At 39.1% G+C, this 20,458-nt stretch carries 18 protein-coding genes; all 18 read right to left on the bottom strand.

Features of this window, described 5'->3' with window-relative positions; genetic code table 11:
- Nucleotides 1–413 precede the first annotated feature (413 nt).
- Entirely contained in the window at nt 414–1,271 is an 858-nt protein-coding gene (locus GX654_12415) for a hypothetical protein (GenBank protein NLD37662.1), read from the bottom strand.
- A 139-nt stretch (nt 1,272–1,410) separates the two neighbouring features.
- On the bottom strand, nt 1,411–2,304 hold the full coding sequence (locus GX654_12410; GenBank protein ID NLD37661.1) for a HemK family protein methyltransferase: 894 nt from the start codon (nt 2,302–2,304) through the stop codon (nt 1,411–1,413).
- Nucleotides 2,305–2,318: 14 nt separating this feature from the next.
- Nucleotides 2,319–3,884 (bottom strand): acyl--CoA ligase, encoded by a 1,566-nt coding sequence (locus GX654_12405; GenBank protein NLD37660.1) that lies wholly within the window; start codon nt 3,882–3,884, stop codon nt 2,319–2,321.
- A gap of 253 nt (nt 3,885–4,137) precedes the next feature.
- On the bottom strand, nt 4,138–4,374 hold the full coding sequence (locus GX654_12400; GenBank protein ID NLD37659.1) for an acyl carrier protein: 237 nt from the start codon (nt 4,372–4,374) through the stop codon (nt 4,138–4,140).
- A gap of 155 nt (nt 4,375–4,529) precedes the next feature.
- Nucleotides 4,530–5,693 (bottom strand): methionine adenosyltransferase, encoded by a 1,164-nt coding sequence (locus GX654_12395; protein NLD37658.1) that lies wholly within the window; start codon nt 5,691–5,693, stop codon nt 4,530–4,532.
- 25 nt (nt 5,694–5,718) lie between these two features.
- Complete coding sequence (locus GX654_12390; GenBank protein NLD37657.1) at nt 5,719–6,720, bottom strand: hypothetical protein; 1,002 nt, start codon at nt 6,718–6,720, stop codon at nt 5,719–5,721.
- A 95-nt stretch (nt 6,721–6,815) separates the two neighbouring features.
- On the bottom strand, nt 6,816–7,655 hold the full coding sequence (gene xrt, locus GX654_12385) for an exosortase (GenBank protein NLD37656.1): 840 nt from the start codon (nt 7,653–7,655) through the stop codon (nt 6,816–6,818).
- Between the two features lie 121 nt (nt 7,656–7,776).
- Nucleotides 7,777–8,154, bottom strand: a complete 378-nt coding sequence (locus tag GX654_12380; GenBank protein NLD37655.1) for a four helix bundle protein — start codon at nt 8,152–8,154, stop codon at nt 7,777–7,779.
- Between the two features lie 143 nt (nt 8,155–8,297).
- Nucleotides 8,298–8,939, bottom strand: coding sequence for an EpsI family protein (gene epsI / locus GX654_12375; GenBank protein NLD37654.1), 642 nt, complete (start codon nt 8,937–8,939; stop codon nt 8,298–8,300).
- Between the two features lie 184 nt (nt 8,940–9,123).
- Entirely contained in the window at nt 9,124–11,103 is a 1,980-nt protein-coding gene (asnB, locus tag GX654_12370; GenBank protein ID NLD37653.1) for an asparagine synthase (glutamine-hydrolyzing), read from the bottom strand.
- Nucleotides 11,104–11,465: 362 nt separating this feature from the next.
- On the bottom strand, nt 11,466–12,863 hold the full coding sequence (locus GX654_12365; GenBank protein NLD37652.1) for a TIGR03013 family PEP-CTERM/XrtA system glycosyltransferase: 1,398 nt from the start codon (nt 12,861–12,863) through the stop codon (nt 11,466–11,468).
- 17 nt (nt 12,864–12,880) lie between these two features.
- Nucleotides 12,881–13,708, bottom strand: coding sequence for a polysaccharide biosynthesis tyrosine autokinase (locus tag GX654_12360; GenBank protein ID NLD37651.1), 828 nt, complete (start codon nt 13,706–13,708; stop codon nt 12,881–12,883).
- Between the two features lie 21 nt (nt 13,709–13,729).
- Entirely contained in the window at nt 13,730–14,842 is a 1,113-nt protein-coding gene (locus GX654_12355) for an AAA family ATPase (GenBank protein NLD37650.1), read from the bottom strand.
- 30 nt (nt 14,843–14,872) lie between these two features.
- Nucleotides 14,873–16,441 (bottom strand): hypothetical protein, encoded by a 1,569-nt coding sequence (locus tag GX654_12350; GenBank protein NLD37649.1) that lies wholly within the window; start codon nt 16,439–16,441, stop codon nt 14,873–14,875.
- A 35-nt stretch (nt 16,442–16,476) separates the two neighbouring features.
- On the bottom strand, nt 16,477–16,638 hold the full coding sequence (locus tag GX654_12345; GenBank protein ID NLD37648.1) for a four helix bundle protein: 162 nt from the start codon (nt 16,636–16,638) through the stop codon (nt 16,477–16,479).
- Between the two features lie 60 nt (nt 16,639–16,698).
- Nucleotides 16,699–17,967 (bottom strand): outer membrane beta-barrel protein, encoded by a 1,269-nt coding sequence (locus tag GX654_12340; protein NLD37647.1) that lies wholly within the window; start codon nt 17,965–17,967, stop codon nt 16,699–16,701.
- A gap of 416 nt (nt 17,968–18,383) precedes the next feature.
- Nucleotides 18,384–18,983, bottom strand: coding sequence for a hypothetical protein (locus tag GX654_12335; protein NLD37646.1), 600 nt, complete (start codon nt 18,981–18,983; stop codon nt 18,384–18,386).
- Nucleotides 18,984–19,164: 181 nt separating this feature from the next.
- Complete coding sequence (locus GX654_12330; GenBank protein NLD37645.1) at nt 19,165–20,187, bottom strand: sigma-54-dependent Fis family transcriptional regulator; 1,023 nt, start codon at nt 20,185–20,187, stop codon at nt 19,165–19,167.
- Between the last annotated feature and the right edge of the window lie 271 nt (nt 20,188–20,458).

Here is a 20,458-nt window from a genome sequence, read left to right as displayed (position 1 = left end):
TAGATTAAAATAAAGGGAATTGATTGCAAGTTGAAAATATGAATACTTAAAATAGCAGAGGATAAAAATTACAATAGATATCGCTGTAATATTTACTTTACTTTTAGTACTTCCGAAAAAATCAGATAGAAGCGCTTTTCCAGCAGCATAGACCAGGATAGTTATTCCAAAAAGAAATGGCAGCAGGATAAAGGATTGTACTGTACCCTGGACTCCCAATACCATAATAATACTGAAAATAATCATGTATATGTTTCGAATCCATGGAACTCGCAGAATTGGTTTCATGCATGCATGGAGGAAAACAAATAAAAAAAACAAACCCCAGAAAATGGAGCCTGAATATGGTGCAATTGTCATACTATGAGAAATGTCTTTTACTATTTAGGAGATAGTATTCTTTAAAGCCTTGTTTACCTGGCGTATTCAGTTAACAGTATCAGCATTCTTTCTGCTGTAATCCTTCGACTATATTCATTCAGATGTAACGCATCCCGCGGATATGTATAATCAGCTACCAGCGAGTAATAGGTTTTACCGTCTTTTTCATATGTACTTCTTGTTCCGTCAGGATATGTGGATTGCAACTCTGCCAGATCAAAAATTGGTTCTTTCCCACTGTATTCATTTAAGAGCATTTCATTGAAAATATTCCTTTTATCATTATTGTAATAGTTTGTTTTGCCAACTATATTTTTCACAATATCTTTTGTTTTTTTAATCAGGTATCTGATTCCTACCCCATCTGAGGTCAAGGGAACAGTGACATGAATAAATACAGTATCTGGATATTTCATCTTTAATCTTGAAAATGCTGACTTGTATGCATTAAAGACTATTTCTACATCTGTTGGAGGATTAATATCCACTGCACAAAATTTTAATATAGCTATATCAACTTTATCCCCAACCCCATTTTCCAGTATTTTTTCAAATTCGTCTATCTTTGATTCAGGATTCATATTCTTACCTATTTTTGAGTGGGCAAAAATACCGCCTTTAAAATCCTTTGGATCAGTTGTTTCAACAATGTTTAATTTTATTTGAGGTTGGCCTGAAAGAATATCCTCTATCCCTTCAAGTATATTATGACCAATAGATTGATGGCCAAAATAAATATTCTTATCAGATAATTTGTTCCAGGTAGAAACCTGGACATCGTTCAAATTGGATAAAACCTGAGCACCAATTTGTAGTTTTTCCTTTTCATTACTGCATGAAAGTATCAAGGTTATGAGTGTTACAAATATGATTAATTTAGCAACGTCCATGAGCCCTCCAAGTATGTATTTTCGTTCAGCGTATCGTGATCTTCACCTGTATTACGCCTATCCTGATCTTTCTTTATTTCATCATTGGTTATTGCTTACTGCCTTAAATAATCAGACATCCACTTTTTCATTGGATTACTTAATATTTTTGGACAACAGCAACACGCGGATTATCTCTGGCATCTTTTCTGAATTCAGGTTTGCTGAATATCTTATTTCTTGAGAAGAGTAATTCTACCTGTCGTTCCTGCCCAAGTCCAAATTCAAAAAATAAATAGCCCCCATTTCTAAGATATAGACCTGATTCCTTAATCAGACGTTGATGAATCGAAAGACCAAAAGGCCCTCCGTCGAACGCTTCGCGTGGTTCATATGATAATAAATGTGCATTTTTATCAGATAGAGCCTTTGTAGAAATATATGGTGGATTTGAAAACACCGCATCAATTTTCCCCTCAAGAGATAATCCTATCATAGGAAAAAACATATCACCTGTAAAGACTTTTACCCTGTCTTGAAGATTATGCATTTGAATATTTTCTTGTGTTAATAATGCACATGGTTCAGTAATGTCTACTGCATAAATGAATGCATTTTTAAGACGAGATAATACACCACAAGTTAAATTTCCGCTGCCACAACCAATTTCAATTATGATTTGAGAACTATTTTGTCTGTTCTGTTTTCCAAGTATCTCTACAATAGTTTCACCGAGAATCTCAGTTTCAGGCCTTGCCACAAGTACTTCAGGTCGGTATATAAGTTCAAGCCCCATGAAATGCATACGATTTATTATTTGGGCAAGAGGGATGCCTGCAATTCGCTGATTCACAAAAATATCAAGCTTATTTCGTTCTTCACTGTTCAATTCAAGCAAGGGTGTTAAAACTGCACTTTCAGGTGATAACGGTGTTCCTGCAGCGGCATGCCATAAAGCATGCAATGTAGATTCAGGGGTTTCTCCCTGAAGATCGGGAGAAAAAGTGCATTTCTCTGAAATTTCATTCAGATATTTTTTAAAAATTGGATTCATGATATTACCGTTTACTATTTTAAATTTTTTTTTGTTATTTTCCCGGTATCTGTTTTGGGAAGAGTATCCATTATCTCTATAACTTTAGGTACCATGAAATTTTCCAGTTTCTGCATACAATGTTTCTGAATGAATTTTGGTGTAAGAGATAAGTCATCAAGGGAGACAAATGCCTTAATTGACTGGCCCAGTAAGTCATCGGGTATCCCAATAACGGCAGCCTCGCGAATACCTTTTATGCTAAGCAGCACATTCTCGACTTCGATAGGACTTACCTTTTCCCCCCGGGTTTTAATAATATCATCACTGCGTCCTTTAAAATATAAAAATCCTTCTTCATCCATTGAAAACCAGTCCTGAGCACATAAAATCCGTTCACCAGGCAGATTACCCGGTTTAAGCATTTTTGCACTCAGCTCCATGTCTTTCCAGTACCCAAGCATCACATGAGCACCCCGCACATGAAGAATACCATTTTCACCAGGAGGAACGGCATCCCCTTCGGGTGTAAGTAGAAAAACTTCGGTGCCAGGTATTGCTTTCCCGACTGAAGCTGGCTTAATATCATTTAGTTCCGGCTCCAGATAACATACTCTTTTGCATTCAGTAAGACCATACATGCGATATATCAGTGCGTTTGGAAAAATTTGATGCAAATCAGTATTATAATCAATAGGCAAAGCTGCAGCAGTATTGGTAATTCGTGTAACATCGGGGAAACATAATGGCTTTTTACGGTGACTGGATACCAGATAAGTGTATATAGTCGGAACACCTGGGAATACATTGACTTTTTGTTCCTTCATTCGATTAAATATTAAAGCCGGGTATGCAAATGACCTCTCAAGAATTAATGTCGCACCAATTAGTACAGACATTAATAACTGGTAAAGTCCATAATCAAAAGCTAATGGCAGAACGTTAAGAATACGATGTTCAGGAGACAGCCTTAGATACTCTGCTATACTTTGAGCAGCAAATAACATTGATTGATGAGTCTGCATAACACCTTTTGGGTCACCAGTGCTTCCCGATGTATAAATAAGTGCTGCAAGATCAACTGATATGCAGGATGGTAGAATTTCTAAAGGCGAGGCATCTTCTATCAATTCTGGTAAAAATTCTATCTTGAAATTCAATTTGGATGATAATGTATTTATAAACGCATCTTCATTTCCAGTAAAAAGCAAGGCTTCGAGTTTTGTCAATTGATGCAATATCGGGTTAAAGAAAGGTGCAAGATGGCTATCCGTTAATAATATTTTTGCATCGCTATTATCGATAACATAGATTAGTTTATCTGATTTAGTTTGTGGGTTGATAACAATAAATACACATCCGATCATTAGTATTCCATAGATTGCCATTACTGAATATGCCGTATTGTCCATATACAGCGCGATGCGATCACCACGCTGTGCACCGAATTCTTTAAGGATGGAGGCTATTCTAGCTGATGTATAAACAAATTCAGAATATGTATACTCAGTGCCTTCTGCAACTAAAGCTATCTTGGATGGATTTAATTCTGATGATTTTAATAATGTTTCATGAAGGAGGCGAGTTGGTTTGTTTAACATGGAAGAAAATCCTTTATTATACTTAAATCATCATACGAGACTGTTGAGTCACATTTAGATACCGGTTCTGTTAATTTTTGCTTTATGTCCAGTTTTCAGAAGTTTTTTAATTAATTTTTTGCTATTCCTATTTCAGGTCATTTCTGGTTGGTATGCAAAGGTCTCTAGATAACAGGAGAGCCACATTCACCCATTCACAGTTATTTATATTTCCTCTTCTCCAGATATGCTCTACTCAATACTCTCAGTGATGTTAACGAACCTTTCTCTCCAGATACTCAACTACATTATTTATAGAATCAAGATTTTCTGGGATGAGTTCCTCATCTAACACACTGATGGAAAACTCTTCTTCTAGAAAGTTAACAAGTTCAAGTATACCCGTCGAATCAATAATGCCTCCATCAAGGAATGAGGAGTCATCTTTTAGACCTTCATCCTGTCCAAACAAAAAGTTTTCAATTATAAATGATCTAATTTTATTTTTCATATTCCATCCTTATTTTTCGATTCCACAATTCATTCACATACAATTACATCCAACACAATTTTAAAATATATTTCATTAGGATAAATTTTACATTTTCTAAAATATTATTATTTTAAAATTACATAATCAAAAAGCAATTTTCCAACCCATCTATTTTACTTTACAGCCTTTTTAAGTACCTCAACCATATCGGTCTTTTCCCAGGTGAACTCAGGAAGCTCTCTCCCAAAATGGCCATAGTTGCTTGTCTTGCGATATATGGGCCTTAAGAGATCAAGCTTTTCAATAATAGCAGCAGGCCTCAGGTCAAACACCTTCTGTACTATCTTTGTCAATTCAGCGCTTGGCAAGATACCTGTACTGTATGCGCCTACCAGAACTGATACAGGCTCTGCCCTTCCAATGGTATAGGCAATCTGGATCTCGCATTTTTCAGCAAGTCCTGCTGCAACTATATTCTTGGCAATATAACGGCACATATAGGAGGCGCTTCTATCCACCTTGGATGGGTCCTTACCTGAAAATGCCCCGCCGCCGTGGTACCCAAATCCGCCATATGTATCTATTATTATCTTCCTGCCGGTAAGCCCGCAGTCACCCATTGGGCCGCCAACAACAAACCTGCCGGTTGTGTTGATAAAAAACTGTGTCTCTTTTGTAATCATTTCCGAGGGGATAATCTTTTTAATCACCTCTTCAACTATGGCCTGCCTCAGGGTATCATAATCCACATCCGGGTCATGTTGGGCAGCAATAACTACTGTATGAACACTCACGGGCTTCCCATCAACATACTGGATTGTCACCTGGGTCTTCCCGTCCGGCCTGAGCCAGGGGAGCTTGCCTGATTTGCGCACATGTGTGAGCCTCTGAGCAAGGTTATGTGCAAGATAAATCGGCATGGGCATCAACACCGGTGTATCCTTGCATGCAAAACCAAACATAAGCCCCTGGTCGCCAGCGCCCTGCTCCTTAAAGAGCCCTTTCCCATCTACACCCTGGGCTATATCAGGGCTCTGTTTGTCTATGGATGACAACACAGCGCATGTCTCACAGTCAAATCCCATTGCAGAGCCTGTATAACCTATGCTCTTGATGGTATCCCTTACCACATCCGGCAGATCAACATATGCATTTGTGGTTATCTCGCCTGCGATCATTGCCATTCCTGTGGTTACCAGGGTCTCACAGGCCACCCTTGAATACTTATCCTGCTCAAGCATCTTGTCCAGGATATGATCCGATATCTGATCCGCAACCTTGTCAGGATGCCCTTCAGTAACTGATTCGGATGTAAAAAGAAAATTTGCTTTTTTCATCAGTAACTCCTTTTAAAATAAAAGGTTAAAGACCAAGTTTATCTTTCGCATACTCTACCATATTCTGATTTTGTTCTGTGTATATCTTCTCAATTCCATCATCTCTTTCCATTACACCCTTGCGTACCATACCGGCTATCTCCCAGACATACGGATGGAATTTATTACGCTCTATATGCTGTTGATTTGCATAGGCATTTAGAAGGCAGTTTGATGAGTTGGTATCAGTATCATCAGGAAGCCTCCACCCTATATTTTTCAATACCTCAGTAACATTCTTTTCATTATAATCAAAAAATGCCAGTGGATGAATATTGATTGGAAATCTATCCTTGTATTTTTCATAATATTCCAAAGGCAGAAAGTACTGCGAGATAGAATTAAAAATATCTGCTGGAAAGGATTTCTTAATGGATTCCTGGTTCTGCCTGATAAGGGCAGGATTAGTCTTCATGATTGCTGACTGGATAGGAGCCTGTCCCGGAGACCAGCCAAATGCAACCATGGGTATGGACATCTCAATCGCGGTTTTCAAAGCAAACCCTTTAACTATGCTGATACATGCTGTACAAACAGAGCTTGCACGGAGGAGGGTTGCTGGAGAAAAAATATCCTCCTCTGCTGTTAAACGAAACAATTCTTTTACTGCCTGCCAGGGTGGCCTGACTTTTATGAGATCAACTGAAAGATTATCAGCAATAATATCTATATTCTTCCATGCAGTAGGAGAAACAAAATGGTTGTCAAGAGTAAATGCCAGTATTTTCAGATCATAGCGTTCTCTTAGCAATTTAAGGGTATAACTTGAATCCTTACCTCCACTGTAGGCCATTATTACGTCATAAGAGGGTGATGCCCCCTTGACATCTTTGATGAGCTGATCAAGGCGGTCATGATATTCTGATTTTTTTTCATCAATATCCACCCCTGCATTATCTGCCCTCTGGCAGTGGTTGCAGATACCGTGATCATTGAATCTTATCCCTGGAAAGGTTTCTGGCAGTATACATTTATTACAGATTTTCATAATTTACTCCAATTTTTACAGTTTGAAAAAACACAGGGTACAGTTTAGTACCAATCACTATACTTTTCCCAGCGCTTTATGTGCTCTGAGCCATGCTATTTTTTAAAAACTATCTTCTTATCGATTTTTGCCAGCAGCACATACACTAAAAATAATAGAATAAAGGCTAGAACAAAAATAAGCAACCCTGATGCATCATGTAGAAACCCATGTGCAGTCTCAGTGCCTATCTTTTCAGCCATTAAGGCAGTTATTGTAAGACGAAAAATATTTACTACCACCGCTATTGGAATAGCCGATAAAAAAAGGATCCATTTGGAAATAATTCTTAAATTAGATATATAGGCAAATGCCCCGCCAAGGGCCAGTAAAGAGGTCAATGATCTTAAGCCTGAACATGCATCAACAACTTCAAGGGTAGTATTAGCAAGCTGAAGGATATTCCCTTCCCTTAATACCGAAATGCCAATGAGATTAATAACATTTGCTGAAAGTCCGGCTGCGAAAAGCTGCAATGGAAATGCTATTTTGTTCCATATAATTGCAGGAATCGGGATCATGAAAAAAAGGTAGGCGATGGGGACAATGATCTTTTTTGATATTGCACCCCCTGTCATATATAGCACGATCCCGAATATGGTAAATATCATGGAGCTTCGCATTATAAAAAGTTCAGCACCGATATTACCAAGTATATATAGGGCCATCCCTGCCGCAACAAACAGGATCCCCCAACTGCTTTTAACAGCAGATGCCCCTGCCAGTTCATCCTTTTTATGCCATATCATATATACAGTTATAAAAGGGATCAGGAACCCGTGTGAAAAATTAGGGTCATTAAACCAGTCGCCAACCAGTTTGATAATTGTATGGTTAAAGAGGGCGAAGAAGGCGATGGTTATTAAGCTAACCTGGGTATATGTATTTAGTTTCATTTGTTTGATCAATTGATTGTATTACTAACTGATAGAAGTCTGAGATCTGAGGTCAGATGTCAGAAAGCCACAAAAAGTAGATATCAGTCATCAGATGTCAACAGTCAGAAAAAGCATAAAACTATGTTTTCAAGAGGAATTTTTTGGGATTTTTTAACATTGCACCGAGCATCTTACCAACCTCAGAACATTTCTCTGTTAGATGTTTATGGTTCACTTCATTGAGATATCCACAATCAAGAGCAAAATCTAACCATGTATCTGTCTCACTGTTTTCGCCATCTGAGTCTGTTATTTTACTTATAAAATGTGCTTCGTATCTTCTTTTTGCCCATGCTTCCCTTAGATTACTACACACAGAGCGAGAGGCTCTTCTTATTTGGTCAGTCATTGAATACTTTTCTTCAAGAGGCCACTCTTTACTAACTTGATATATCTCCATTGCCAATTCATATGCCAATTTATATACATTAAGCTCTTTAGCAGAATTGATTATCATCAGTTTTTCTCACCGACTTCTGACCTCTGCCTTCCGATATCTATTTTTCTGTCCTCTGACATCAGGTTTCTGATCTCCGATGTCTTTCTCTTCCTTCTGACCTCTGACGTCTGATCTCAGACCTCTGCTCTTAGCACTCTGCGCTATTCTGGCAAAAACTCCTGAAGTACCGGAACAAGCTGGCTTGCGAAATCCTTTAAATCTGCCAGTGCCTTTTCTTCATCATTATTTATAACCGGGGCAATAAGCCTTACAAAAGAGCCGTCTGTTCTTCGTTTTGTGATTGAATCTATCACAAGGTATATTTTCTCCCAATATTCCGATATAACAAACCTGCCCCTTGACTGGTACCAGTAAAAAGCAACCTGTCTTTCTCTTCCGTTTAAGAGATCAAGTCTTATAACATCGATATTTGATGGGACATTCCCTGGGATATTTAATTCTACTATTGATGTGCCAGTAATATTCCATCCGCCGCCAGGCATACAGTTTTTAGGCGAATGAATAAGCTCTCCTTCTTTCTGACTTTGATAAAATCCTACATAAAGCTGAACATACCGGCCATCAGGGGTATGGAAATGACCAAGGTAAGAATCATCTACACCCAGCGCATCATATACACTCTGATCAAATCGCCCTTCTTTACCTTCCCATTCCCCTATCTTTTTAGGAAATGTAGAGAATGGCTTGTTTGGTTTTATCTCTTCGCTGTGATTAATGTATCTCAGAAAAACCAGTGTAAAGAGCATGATAACGACAATTATGGTTGTTCGTTTTGGTGACATATATTGTATGATGGTTTGTTGAGTTTATTGGGTTTTAGGGGTTACTTGGGTTAAATGAGATTAGGATTAGGTTCAGGATTCAGAGGTTATGAGTTCAAGGGTTTAAGGTTTAAGGTTAAAGAACTCAACCTTTGAACCTTACAACCTTTACCCTCCCAACCTTTGAACGTTGAACGTTGAACCTTTAAATGTCTTGTCTAAAAACCCTTATATTTTCAGGGACATTAATCTTTCTTGATGGAAACTCTTTAAGAAACATATTATCAAGCAACTGGGTGGAAAGGATACCTACAAGGGCCATGTTCTCCCTCTCACTTAATATTTTACCCTGTCCCTTTTCACATTTGCTTACAAGAGCTGATACCTTTTTGGGATCAAAATAACCCTTTTCAATAATCATACGTTCCGATAAAAGCTCTCTAGCATATTCAGGTGACGACTTTCCCATAAAGCAAGTTGCAATCGGTGCCCTGTATGGCTGTTTAGGTCGATCAGCCAATTCCTTTGAAATTATATTTCGGGCTGCGCTTTTTAGAATAAACTTTTCAGTCAACCCGTTAAGTCTGAAGCGCGGGGAGATACCTGCTGCAAACTCTATTACACGATGATCAAGAAATGGGAATCTTCCTTCAATAGAATTACCCATGGTCATCCTGTCACCCTGGCTGGAAAGCAGGTAATTTGGCAAAAATATGTTTGCCTCAATATACTGAGCCCTTGATAAAGGTGCCCATGACCTGAAATCCTCAGAAAGACCAGCACTGTAACTGCTGATAAAACTATCAAGACCTTCCATTTGGCCTTTAAGATCATCCGAAAAAAAGGCTTTAATGGCAGATGTATTTGTCCACCTGAGCAGGTGAGAGTAAACAGGGTTCCCGGTATCTTTTAGATTCTTTTTAAAAAATGCCTTTTGGAATGCCTCAATCTTGCCATTATCCTTAAAAATATATGGATAAAGTTTTTTAAGAAGCATGGGCCTTATTTCTGATTCAGGACTCTTTGCCCAGAACCTTCTAATACTGTCTTCCTTGAAAATATTATATCCGGCAAAAAACTCATCAGCCCCTTCACCTGTAAGCACGACCTTAAAATTATTTTCCCTTACCAGCCTTGAAAGCATGAATAATGGGGCAGGCCCGGTACGAAGCAGAGGCACCTCTGCATGCCAGATAACATCAGGGAAAACAGCACCTATATCCCTGTCATAACATTTTATACTCCTGTGATCTGTGCCAATGGATTTAACAGCCGTTTCCTGGAATTTAGCTTCATCAAAACGCTCATTGGAAAAACTCACAGAAAATGTCTTGAGCTCATTATTAAAATTTTTCTTAACAAGGGATGTAATTAATGTACTGTCCAGACCGCCACTCAAGTACGCGCCGACAGGCACATCGGCCCTCAGTCGGATTCGCGTTGCATCCAGAAGCAGGGCATAGAGCTCTTCTATGGATTCGTTAAGTCTTTTTTCAGATTGAAATTCATTATTAAATGAAAGATCCCAGTAACGATTAAGCTTAAGCCCCTGTTTTGTTAAGACAGCATAATGGGCCGGTGGTAACTGTTTGATACCCTCAAATGCTGTATCAGGTGTCATAGGTGTCCAGCAGGTAAAGATATCAGACAGGCTCTTAAGATTAAGCCTCCTCTCTATGCGGCTATCCATAAAGATGGCCTTTATTTCAGAACCAAACACAAGGCGGTGGCCATTATAATGATAAAACAGGGGGTGAATACCAACCCTGTCACGCCCTAGTAACAATGACTTCTTGTTATGATCCCATATTGCAAAGACATACTGTCCATTAAGCGTATTTAAAAAATCATGCCCATGCTCTTCATAGAGATGAACCAGCACCTCGGTATCTGAGGAGGTATAGAATGTATGCCCTTTAGCCTGAAGCTCTGAACGAAGCTCAGGGTAATTATAGATCTCACCATTGAGCACAACCCATACTGACTTGTCTTCATTATGTATGGGCTGATCACCGGTATTCAGGTCAATGATGCTCAGGCGTGTAGATGCCAGGTTTGCAGTCCTGTCTGTATATATACCAAAGGAGTCAGGCCCCCTGTGTCGGATGCTGCCAAGCATTCGATCGATGGTGGAGGTGTAATCCTCACTTGAGTTATAATCTATTATTCCGGTTATTCCGCACATGGGATTTTAAAAAGCTCGAAGCTGAAAGCTCAAGGTTAACTGGTTGACTGGTTAAAGGTTTTAAGGGTTCAGAGGTTAAAGAGTTCAAAGTTCAAGGCTCAAAGCTCAAAGCTCAAGGCTGCCTTCTTTTCCTTTCAGCTTTGAGCTTTTCTTCACTGTCTGCTTTCAAACGATACAGCTCCGCCCTTTGAGTTACAGGGTTAGGCTATAGGCTATAGGGCTGAAAGCTGAAAGCTGAAAGCTCAAGGCTCAAAGCATTTAAAAAGGCTTTACCTAAACGCCTACAGCCTAAATCGCTAACAACCTAAACAAACAGTCTACAGACTATAGACTATAGACTTGAAATCATCTTTCAGATGATTTTATCTTGCTCCTCTGCCTAACAGCATTATCTTTACGGTATGAAATATTATCGTAAGATCAAAGGCAAAGGATAAATTTTTAATATAATATAGATCGTATTTTAATTTTTCCAGTGCATCCTTTTCTGTTGAGCCGTATGGATACTTTATCTGGGCCCAACCAGTCACACCCGGTTTTACAGTGAATCTCTCATTGTAATAGGGAACAGACTTTAAAAGCTGATCTATAAAAAACCTTCTCTCAGGCCTTGGCCCTACAAATGACATCTCTCCCCTGAATACATTCCATAACTGTGGGAGTTCATCTATCCTGAGCTTTCTCATTATTTTACCCACTTTGGTCACCCTGGGGTCATCTTCCTCTGCCCAGACTGGTCCGCTTAACTTTTCTGCATCTGACCGCATTGATCTAAATTTATAAAGTATAAACGGCACACCATTTTCACCTACCCTCTCCTGTGAAAAAAGGGCAGGGCCTTTGGACTCTGATTTAATTATGATCACAACAAGGGCTAAAAATGGCAAAAGTAAAATAAGCATAATAATCGACAAAATAAAGTCACTGAACCTTTTAAAAAACCTGGTGATCTTTGATTTCTGAAAGCCTTCTGAAAAGATAAGCCAACTGGGGTTGATCTTTTCAACAAGTAATTTTTCTGCTATCTTCTCATAAAAACTTTCACCATCTATTATCTTTACGCCCTGCACCTTGCAGTTGAGTAACTCTCTGTAGGGCATTATACCCCGTTTCTGATCAAGTGCCACAATAACCGTTGAGGCATTTTCCTTTGCTACAAGTTCACACAGCTCTTCAAACCCCTGCTTTACAGGGATTTTTAATGGCAGTTCACATGTGTCTTGACTGTCATTCTGGCAAATGGCCAGGACTATATTATACCCGATATCCCGCCTGAATTTTAACTCCTCAAGAAGATTGCATGCCAGATCACCTGTCCCCAGTAGTATTGTTCTTTCTGTAAAAAGACGCTTTTTTACTACTATATAATAAAGAAATCTCCAGGATAGCAGGAATAAAAGAAGAAAAATCAGGCTGATAAAAAATATCCACTGGCCAATAACCATATCAGGCCAGATAAAGTAAATAATTGCCAGGGTGATGGATGTTATACCAATCGCCTGAATAAGTCTTGCTGCAAGATCTATCTTATTATCTGTTGCCCTGATTTCATAAAGGTCATTAAAGTAGAGGCTCAGTTGTGTGATAATAGTAACCAGTAAGAGCTTTGGCCATACTATTTCAAGGGTGTCTATAAAACCTATTCCCCTTCCGAGCGTTATATATGTCGCAAGCAAAGCTGCAAGAAAAATCAAGACCCCTTCGCCAAGAATAAAAACCAGTTTGTGAAGGGAGATATATTGGTTAAATAATTTAATCATTAGTAATCAGCCTGTTTCTATTCCTGCCTTACATAATAATTCTTATAATAATCACCATATGGCTTAAGATGCTGCTCATAACCATTAAAAACAATCCCTATAATCTTATCCTTCTCAATCTTTTCAAGATTTTTCTTTACTGTTTCCTTCGGGGTTTTCCCTGACCGAACCACAAACACAACGCCATCCACATGATTCGATAGAATATTTGCCTCGGAAGTTACGCCAAGGGGGGCTGCATCAACAATTACAAAACGATCCTCATACCTGTTTCTTACCTCAATCAGAAAATCCTTCATCTCATTGGATGCAAGGAGTTCAGACGGCTTTTTAATTGCCTTTCCAGCTGGCAGCAGTGTAAGTTTTTCTATGCCTGTCTTTAACAGCAGCTTATTCATTGGCATTTTATCCAGCAGGTAATTACTGAGCCCTACACTGTTTTCTGCATTGACCATCTTGTGCAGGTCAGGTTTTCTTAAGTCACAATCAACCATCAATACAAACTCATTAATACCCTGGGCAATGCTCACTGCAAGATTTGCCGCAACAAAGGTCTTCCCCTCACCGGGAAAAACACTTGTAACCATGATCACCCTGTTACGCCTGCCATCCTTGGGGAATAATATCTGAGCCCTCAGGGTCTTGAAATTTTCAGAATCAATAGAACCCGGTTGAGTAAGTACAACAAGCTTTGGGTTATATTTTGCATTGACCTGCTGCACCTTGAATGTCTCATTAACCTCTTTTGATGTGGTTCTCCGACCTTCATCAATGGTCTTAAACTGATTAGAGACAACTATATTCTCTTTTTTCTGCTTTTCCAGGGCATCAAATATCTTTCCCAAAGTTTACCTCTATAAAAATTCTTATTCTTGTTCTATCTTATTTTCACCTACACCATTATCTTTTGTCTTCAGCGCCTCCAGTATCTGCCGCTGATTCTCTTCTATACCTGTTTTTAATGACTGAAACTCTTCCTTTAATGTCTTTATATCTGATTCAACAGCAAGCTGCTGTGACCTAAAAAAATAGGCAGAACCAGCAAGAATGAGAACAAATAAAAGCATCACGGAAATACCCGCCAGCCACTTCCAGTACCCCGACGAAATGGTGATACGGCTTGCATCATCATTAATCCTATCCACCAGTTCTATATCGTATTTTGGTGCTTCATATTTTGTTTCGAGATAACATTCCTTTACCATTTCCGGGGTCAGTTTCCTGGTATTTTTTGAATACCCAAGCAATAGCAGGTTATCTGCAAGAACATTAATGGCCCTGGGATACCCGTTTGAATAAAAATGTAATGCCTTGATAACCTCTTTACTGAACAGTTTTTTGCTCTCTTTTGCCCCTGCAAGGTCAAGCCTTTTATAGACATACTCACCGGTGCCCTGTTCATCCAGAGGCCGGATATGATAACTTATGCCTATCCTCTGACGAAGCGGCCTGCACCTTGGCTCATTTATTATGGTATTAAATTCCGGCTGACCAACAAGAAAGATATTTAAAAGCTTTTCATCACCATTTTCCATGTTTGATAAAAGCCTTATCTCTTCAAGCAGTTCATATGAAAGGTTTTGTGCCTCATCTATTATCAATACAAAGTTAATACGTTTCTTCTGGCACTCTTTTAGATAGTTTTCAAACCAGATCAGGAGATCGCCCTTGGTCTTGAATTGAAAGCGTCTTTTTAATACTGAATATGCCAGGTATTTCAGGAAATCCTTTGGTGAGACCATGGGATTTGATAAATGCACATACTGAACGCTGTCATCAAGGTTATTCAGGAGGGCATGAACCATGGTTGTTTTGCCGGTCCCTACCTCACCTGTAAGAAGAATAAACCCCTTTTTCTCAGTAACACCATAGGTTAAAAGGGCCAATGCCTCCTTGTGAATATCGCCAAGGTACAGAAACCGTGAGGATGGTGTTAGCTCAAAGGGCTTTTCGTTAAGTTCATAAAATGAAGTGTACATTTATATCCGTTTAATATATCTCAGCCAGGTCTAGCTGATCCCTGGCAAAAAGCCCTTAAAAAAATTGATTGTTTCATCTAAACCCTTTATTGTTATTACCACAGCAATAAGAGCAGCACAATAACCTGCGATCATAGAGATGGCGATAATTATTCTCCGCTTTCTCCTTGCCTTAAGCTCCTGCGCTGTAAAAAGATAAGGGAGGCATACCAGCACCGGAAAACCCAGCTCCTTTTCCGCATCATCAGGCGACCTGTAGGATGAGTCCAGCATTTCCACAAGATAAGCAATACCGCAACCGATCCCCAAACCAAGGCAGATGATCATTATCAACAGTTTTTTTGCATCGGGTTTTACAGGTTTTTGTGGAACCTGGGCAGTGTCAACAACCCTGAACTGTTCACCTTGTTGTTTTCGCTCCAAGCTAACCGACATTTCAGCTTCCAGCTTTCTGTCCATTATAGAATTGAATAATTCGTTCAGGTTATTATAATCTCTGTTTAAGGATATCAGCTCCTGCTCTCTTTTAGGGGTTTCCTCTATTTTTTCTTCATAATATTTAATCCTGCTGGTAATCTTGGCAATTTCGTCCTTATATCCGGATATCTCCATCTGAATATCATTTAACTGGTTTCTTAAGGCATAATCAGTGCGAACTGATTCATCCGGGCTTTCATCCTGATCAATACTTACAGATAAAGATTCTAATTGTGATTCAAGGGATTCAACCTGCTTTTTCAGGTTTATTATATCAGGATGATTTTCAGTGTATCTTGATTGAAGGGTTTTAAGGTCATTTTTAAGACGCTCCAGTTCATTTGCTGTATTTTGCTGGGGAGTCAAATAGCGTGATGGGGCAATTGTACCCGGTTCTGTTGAAACAGCCCCCTGCTGCATCAATATCCGTCTGTTTTCTGCTGCCCTCAGGTTATTATTCAATTGATCTAATTGAGCCTGTAGTCGCTCAAGTATTCTCAGATTAGTATTAAGCTCTTCAGGGAGCCCCCCCCTATGTTTTTCTTTATAATTTTTCACTAATTCTTCTTTTACCTGTAGCTGTCTTCTTACTGACTCAAGTTCGTCATTTAAAAAATTTGACGTACCCAGTGCCTGGGATTCCCTGATTTTTATATGCTCAGAGATAAAATTGGAGGCCAGATCATTTGTTACCTTTACTATTTTTCTGGGGTCTTTGCCCTGAAATGCAATGGAAAAGGCATTACCACCCCGACCACCTCTTGCTGCAACATCAATAATTATATTTTTCCTGAATAGCTCCACCTTCTCTTCAAGCAGCATATTTGGCTCTTCGGAATAGAGCATACTATCTGTAATAATTTTTTCAAGATTTGTCCTGCTGGTTACCTGCTGTGTAATAGTACGAAGACGATCCTCTGCATCGGTTGACACAATCGACCTCACAAAATCCTGAGGCACCCTTTGTTCCTGGACAAGTATAAGGGTCTTTGCCTCAAATATTCTTGGGGCTTTTAAAAGATAAGCAAAGCCTGCAAGAAGTACTAGCATAAATGGGATGACTATCCAATACTTGCGCCTTAAGGCCACTTCTAAATATTTTTTAATGTCAAAGTTTTCCATAATTCTCTTAAAAACAGACTATAGCCTTCCATATGTTAATTATTTTCTTTTTTCATTGATCTCAATAATGAACCCAATACCTTTTCAGTTACCACTATCATTGACTCACATTCAGTTACATCTTTCTGTTTAACAAATCCTAAACGTTTTGAAAGACTTAATTGATAGCCTAATTCTTTTAATGAGCCAAAGGCTATAGCCTATAGACTTTAAGCTAAAGACTTTAGATTTTAAAACTATATCCTAAAGACTATAGCCTATCTAAACGGTCTGCTCCATCTCAAACTAAACATCACCCTGTTCACAAGATAATCATCTGTATCCAGATCATCATCCCTTACAGAACATGTGTAATCAACAGACATTGAATAATATCTCAGGAATGCCCAGCTCCATCCATAGCCTGCACTCACTGTCTTTGATTTTCTTGATGCTTCATCCTTATCCTGTCTGTATGAGAGAGATATATTATTCATTAAATTCGTTGTTGCCTGATAATTGAAAATGGAGGTCACACTCTGGTACTTTGTAAAACCCCGGCTTTCTGCCTCAAGATAAGCCTCACTCCATCCGCTGCTGCCGCTAATATTTAAAGTGCCGCGATTAAATGTTTTGGTAAAGGAGATATCGGCATTCAAACCATCATCCTCTTCATCCAAATCATTTTTTCGGAGAAAATACCCGGCAGATATACTATAAGACATATCCTGAGATATATTTTTTTCAAGGCCAACAGTGCCTTCATACACATCGTAATCAATTGTGTCGCCTTTAAAATCACGATTCGTAAAATCATAGTGCATAAAAAAGGTGGACTGGGGGTTATACCTGTACCTGTAACCAATGCCCTGGGTAAACCCTGAATAATCATCTTCAGGTTCAGTAAAAGAGATATCTTCCCTTGTGAATTCTGCTCGTGTGTACTCGGCGTTCAGTTCAAGCCCATGTCTCACATTAAACCAGTATATGTAACTTGCATAAGGGTTTTCAATTGTCCCATCATCAATGGTTGGATCATCATTTTCCAGCCAGGAGTGCCTGTACCCCACTTCAAAGAGGTTTGAAGGGCCAAAACTGTATCTCATGCCTGCATCGCCTGTATTACGCTGATAGGATTCCCTCGTTCTCCTCACACCAATGATATTTTCTGTCTCCTCAAGAGGCTCTTCGGATTTTAAGTAGGTATCAGAAATCCTGAATTCAAGGTTTTGAGTTAATGCTTGACTGAATATCATTGATGCTGAATGCCTTACTGTATCGTTTTCATCTCTCTCTTTATATCGAACAATAGAGGGTGAATAATTAAGGGATAAATTATTTTTCTGAGAGGTAATATTTAAGGCAACCCCCGGAGTAAGGACAAATATCCAGTCGCTTTCCTCATCAGCGTTGTCCAGATCGATATTATCATCATACAATGCCCCTAAAGAGAGGGAAGGGGTAACTTCAACCTGGTAACTGGCGAATAATGGAACAGAAACCATTAGTGTAATAATAAAAAAAATCACAGTTATTTTTTTAGTCATATTTTCCTCTTAAAAGTCAAAAAGTGGTGATGGGATACATTAAAGAGCTCCCGTTGGTAATCTGACATTTCGTCTCATCTTTGACATAAATAGCCTCTATTTTGTCACTTTTATCCACTATTTTTTCTTTCGCAGATACTGTAGCAAATTTTATACCATGAATGCAGAATACAGTAAATAGAAGAGAGGAGATTAAAGGAAGAAATTGGCATTATATCTGTTTACTGGTTGTTTTTATATATGATGGCAACATGTGACGAACCTCATTTATTTCTTTTAGCAGCGATTTGGCTTGGGCACAATTTAGATCATTTGTAAGTATCAGGCAATAGGAATCTCTTGTCTATAGTCCATAGGCTATAGGCTACAGCCTTCTCCCTTACACCTTTGAGCTTTGAGCTTTGAGCTTTGAGCTTCTACGGCACCACAATCGTATCTCCAGGCGCCAGCATCATATTATTTTCCAAATTCTTTCCGGCAATAAAGTCCTGGTAATTGAACCTTAACATGGTCTCTTTACCATTTACCCTTCTTACAACCATTACATATTTTCTATCCGCCCATTCGGTAAAACCACCTGCCACAGATAATGCCTGTAATACTGTCATATCTGCCTCCAATGGGTATGGACCCGGCCTGCTGACATTACCTATTGTATAAATTCGTCTGCTGTTGCTCTGCCTTACCATGACTGTAACTACCGGATTTTTTATAAACTCCTTGAGTTTTTCTGAAATTGTATTTTTTAAATCGATTGCAGAGTGACCTTGTGCCATTATTTCACCAATCATGGGAAAGATGATACGGCCATCAGGCATAACAACCATATCCTGAGTTAAAGCTGCTTCATCCTTTACAAATATCCCAAGCACATCATTGACACCGATTTTATAATATTCCTGGGACTCTTTTGGTTGACTACCTGTTGCAGAATCCTGCGCCAGCATAGTATTACTGAAAACAAAAAGAAATATCGTGATAAAGCCGGTAAATATTTTTAATTTTTTTATGTGCATTTTTTCCTCCGGGTTATTGAGTTCAAAATTTAAGATCCAAGATTCAAGATTAAAAGCTTTAGCCTTTAAGCTCTCTTCATTGCTTCCTGACTTCTGAATTCTGTTTCCTGATTTTTGTCTTCTGGCTTCTGACCTCTGACTTCTGTCTCCCCCTTCTTCCCTACAGCCTATAGTCTATAGCCTACAGACTCTTTCCTTTGAGCTTCGAGCTTTCAGCTTCCCCACCTTTCAGCCCCTCCCCCATCTTATTAAACAGGGTTTTATAACTGATTTTTAGTATCTTTGCGGTTTTGACCTTATTCCCATTTGTCATGCTCAATACATGTTCTATAGCCTTTTTTTCTATATAGGTTGCAGCCTCTGCCTTAACTGCTTTAAGGGATATCTTTTCTGATTTGATGATTCCGGAAGCTGCATCGCCCAGTGAATATGCTTTAGCATCTACCTCTGAGACACTTGTTTTCTGTTCTATTTCAGATCTAATGTTATCAGGGTTATCCCCCATCATGAGCCGCAAGATAAATGCTGACAGCTCTCTAATATTACCCGGCCAGTTATACTGTAAAAAAACAGCCTGAATTTCCGGAGAGATGCTGAAGCTGCCCATATTAAGTTCCTGCTGATTTTTCTTTATAAAATGATCAACCAGCAGGGGGATGTCCTCTTTTCTTTCCCTTAAAGGGGGCATCTCTATCTTGATAACATTCAGGCGGTAAAAGAGGTCTTCCCTGAACCGCCCCTCTTTTATATCCTTATTCAAGTCATGGTTGGTTGAGCTTATTACCCATGCATTTACCTTTACCATCTGTGAGCCGCCCAGCCTACTATATTCACCGCTCTGAAGCACATTAAGCAACTTTGCCTGCAGGGGTAAAGGCATGTCACCTATCTCATCAAGAAACATGATCCCATCAGATGCCTGCTCAAACCTGCCTGGTTTAAGTTTATCTGCCCCTGTAAAAGCGCCCTTTTCATACCCGAAGAGCTCGCTCTCAAGGAGAGAAAGCGGCAGGGCAGCGCAGTTAACCTTAATAAACTTATTGTTTTTCCGGGGAGAAGACTGGTGGAGATACCGCGCGATAATGTCCTTGCCTGTCCCTGTTTCACCAAGAAGAAGGACATTAAGGGACATACCAGAGACCATGGAAACGAGTTCCCTGATCTTTTTTATTGAAGGATGATTGCCGATAAATGGGTATTCCATAATGTGGCAAAGATTTACATAGTTAGGCTTTTTTGTCAAGAAGATAGGAGATAGATTATAGGCTATAGGTTTTAAGCTATTGGCTTTAGGAAAGAGAGCTGAAAGCTCAAGGCTGAAGGCTGAAAGCTGAAAGAGAAAAGGCTGTAGTTGCTATGTATAAAAGGAGTTAACACCATAAATAAATTAGGCTACCCTCTTTCTTATTAATATTAACGTGGTCGCCAAGCGCCACAAATTTACAAACGAAAGAGAGGTAGCCAAATGAATAGCC

Origin of the sequence: Desulfatiglans sp. (genome assembly GCA_012513605.1) — a bacterium.
Classification (GTDB): Bacteria; Desulfobacterota; DSM-4660; order Desulfatiglandales; family HGW-15; genus JAAZBV01.
This window is presented reverse-complemented; position numbering and strand designations above follow the sequence as displayed.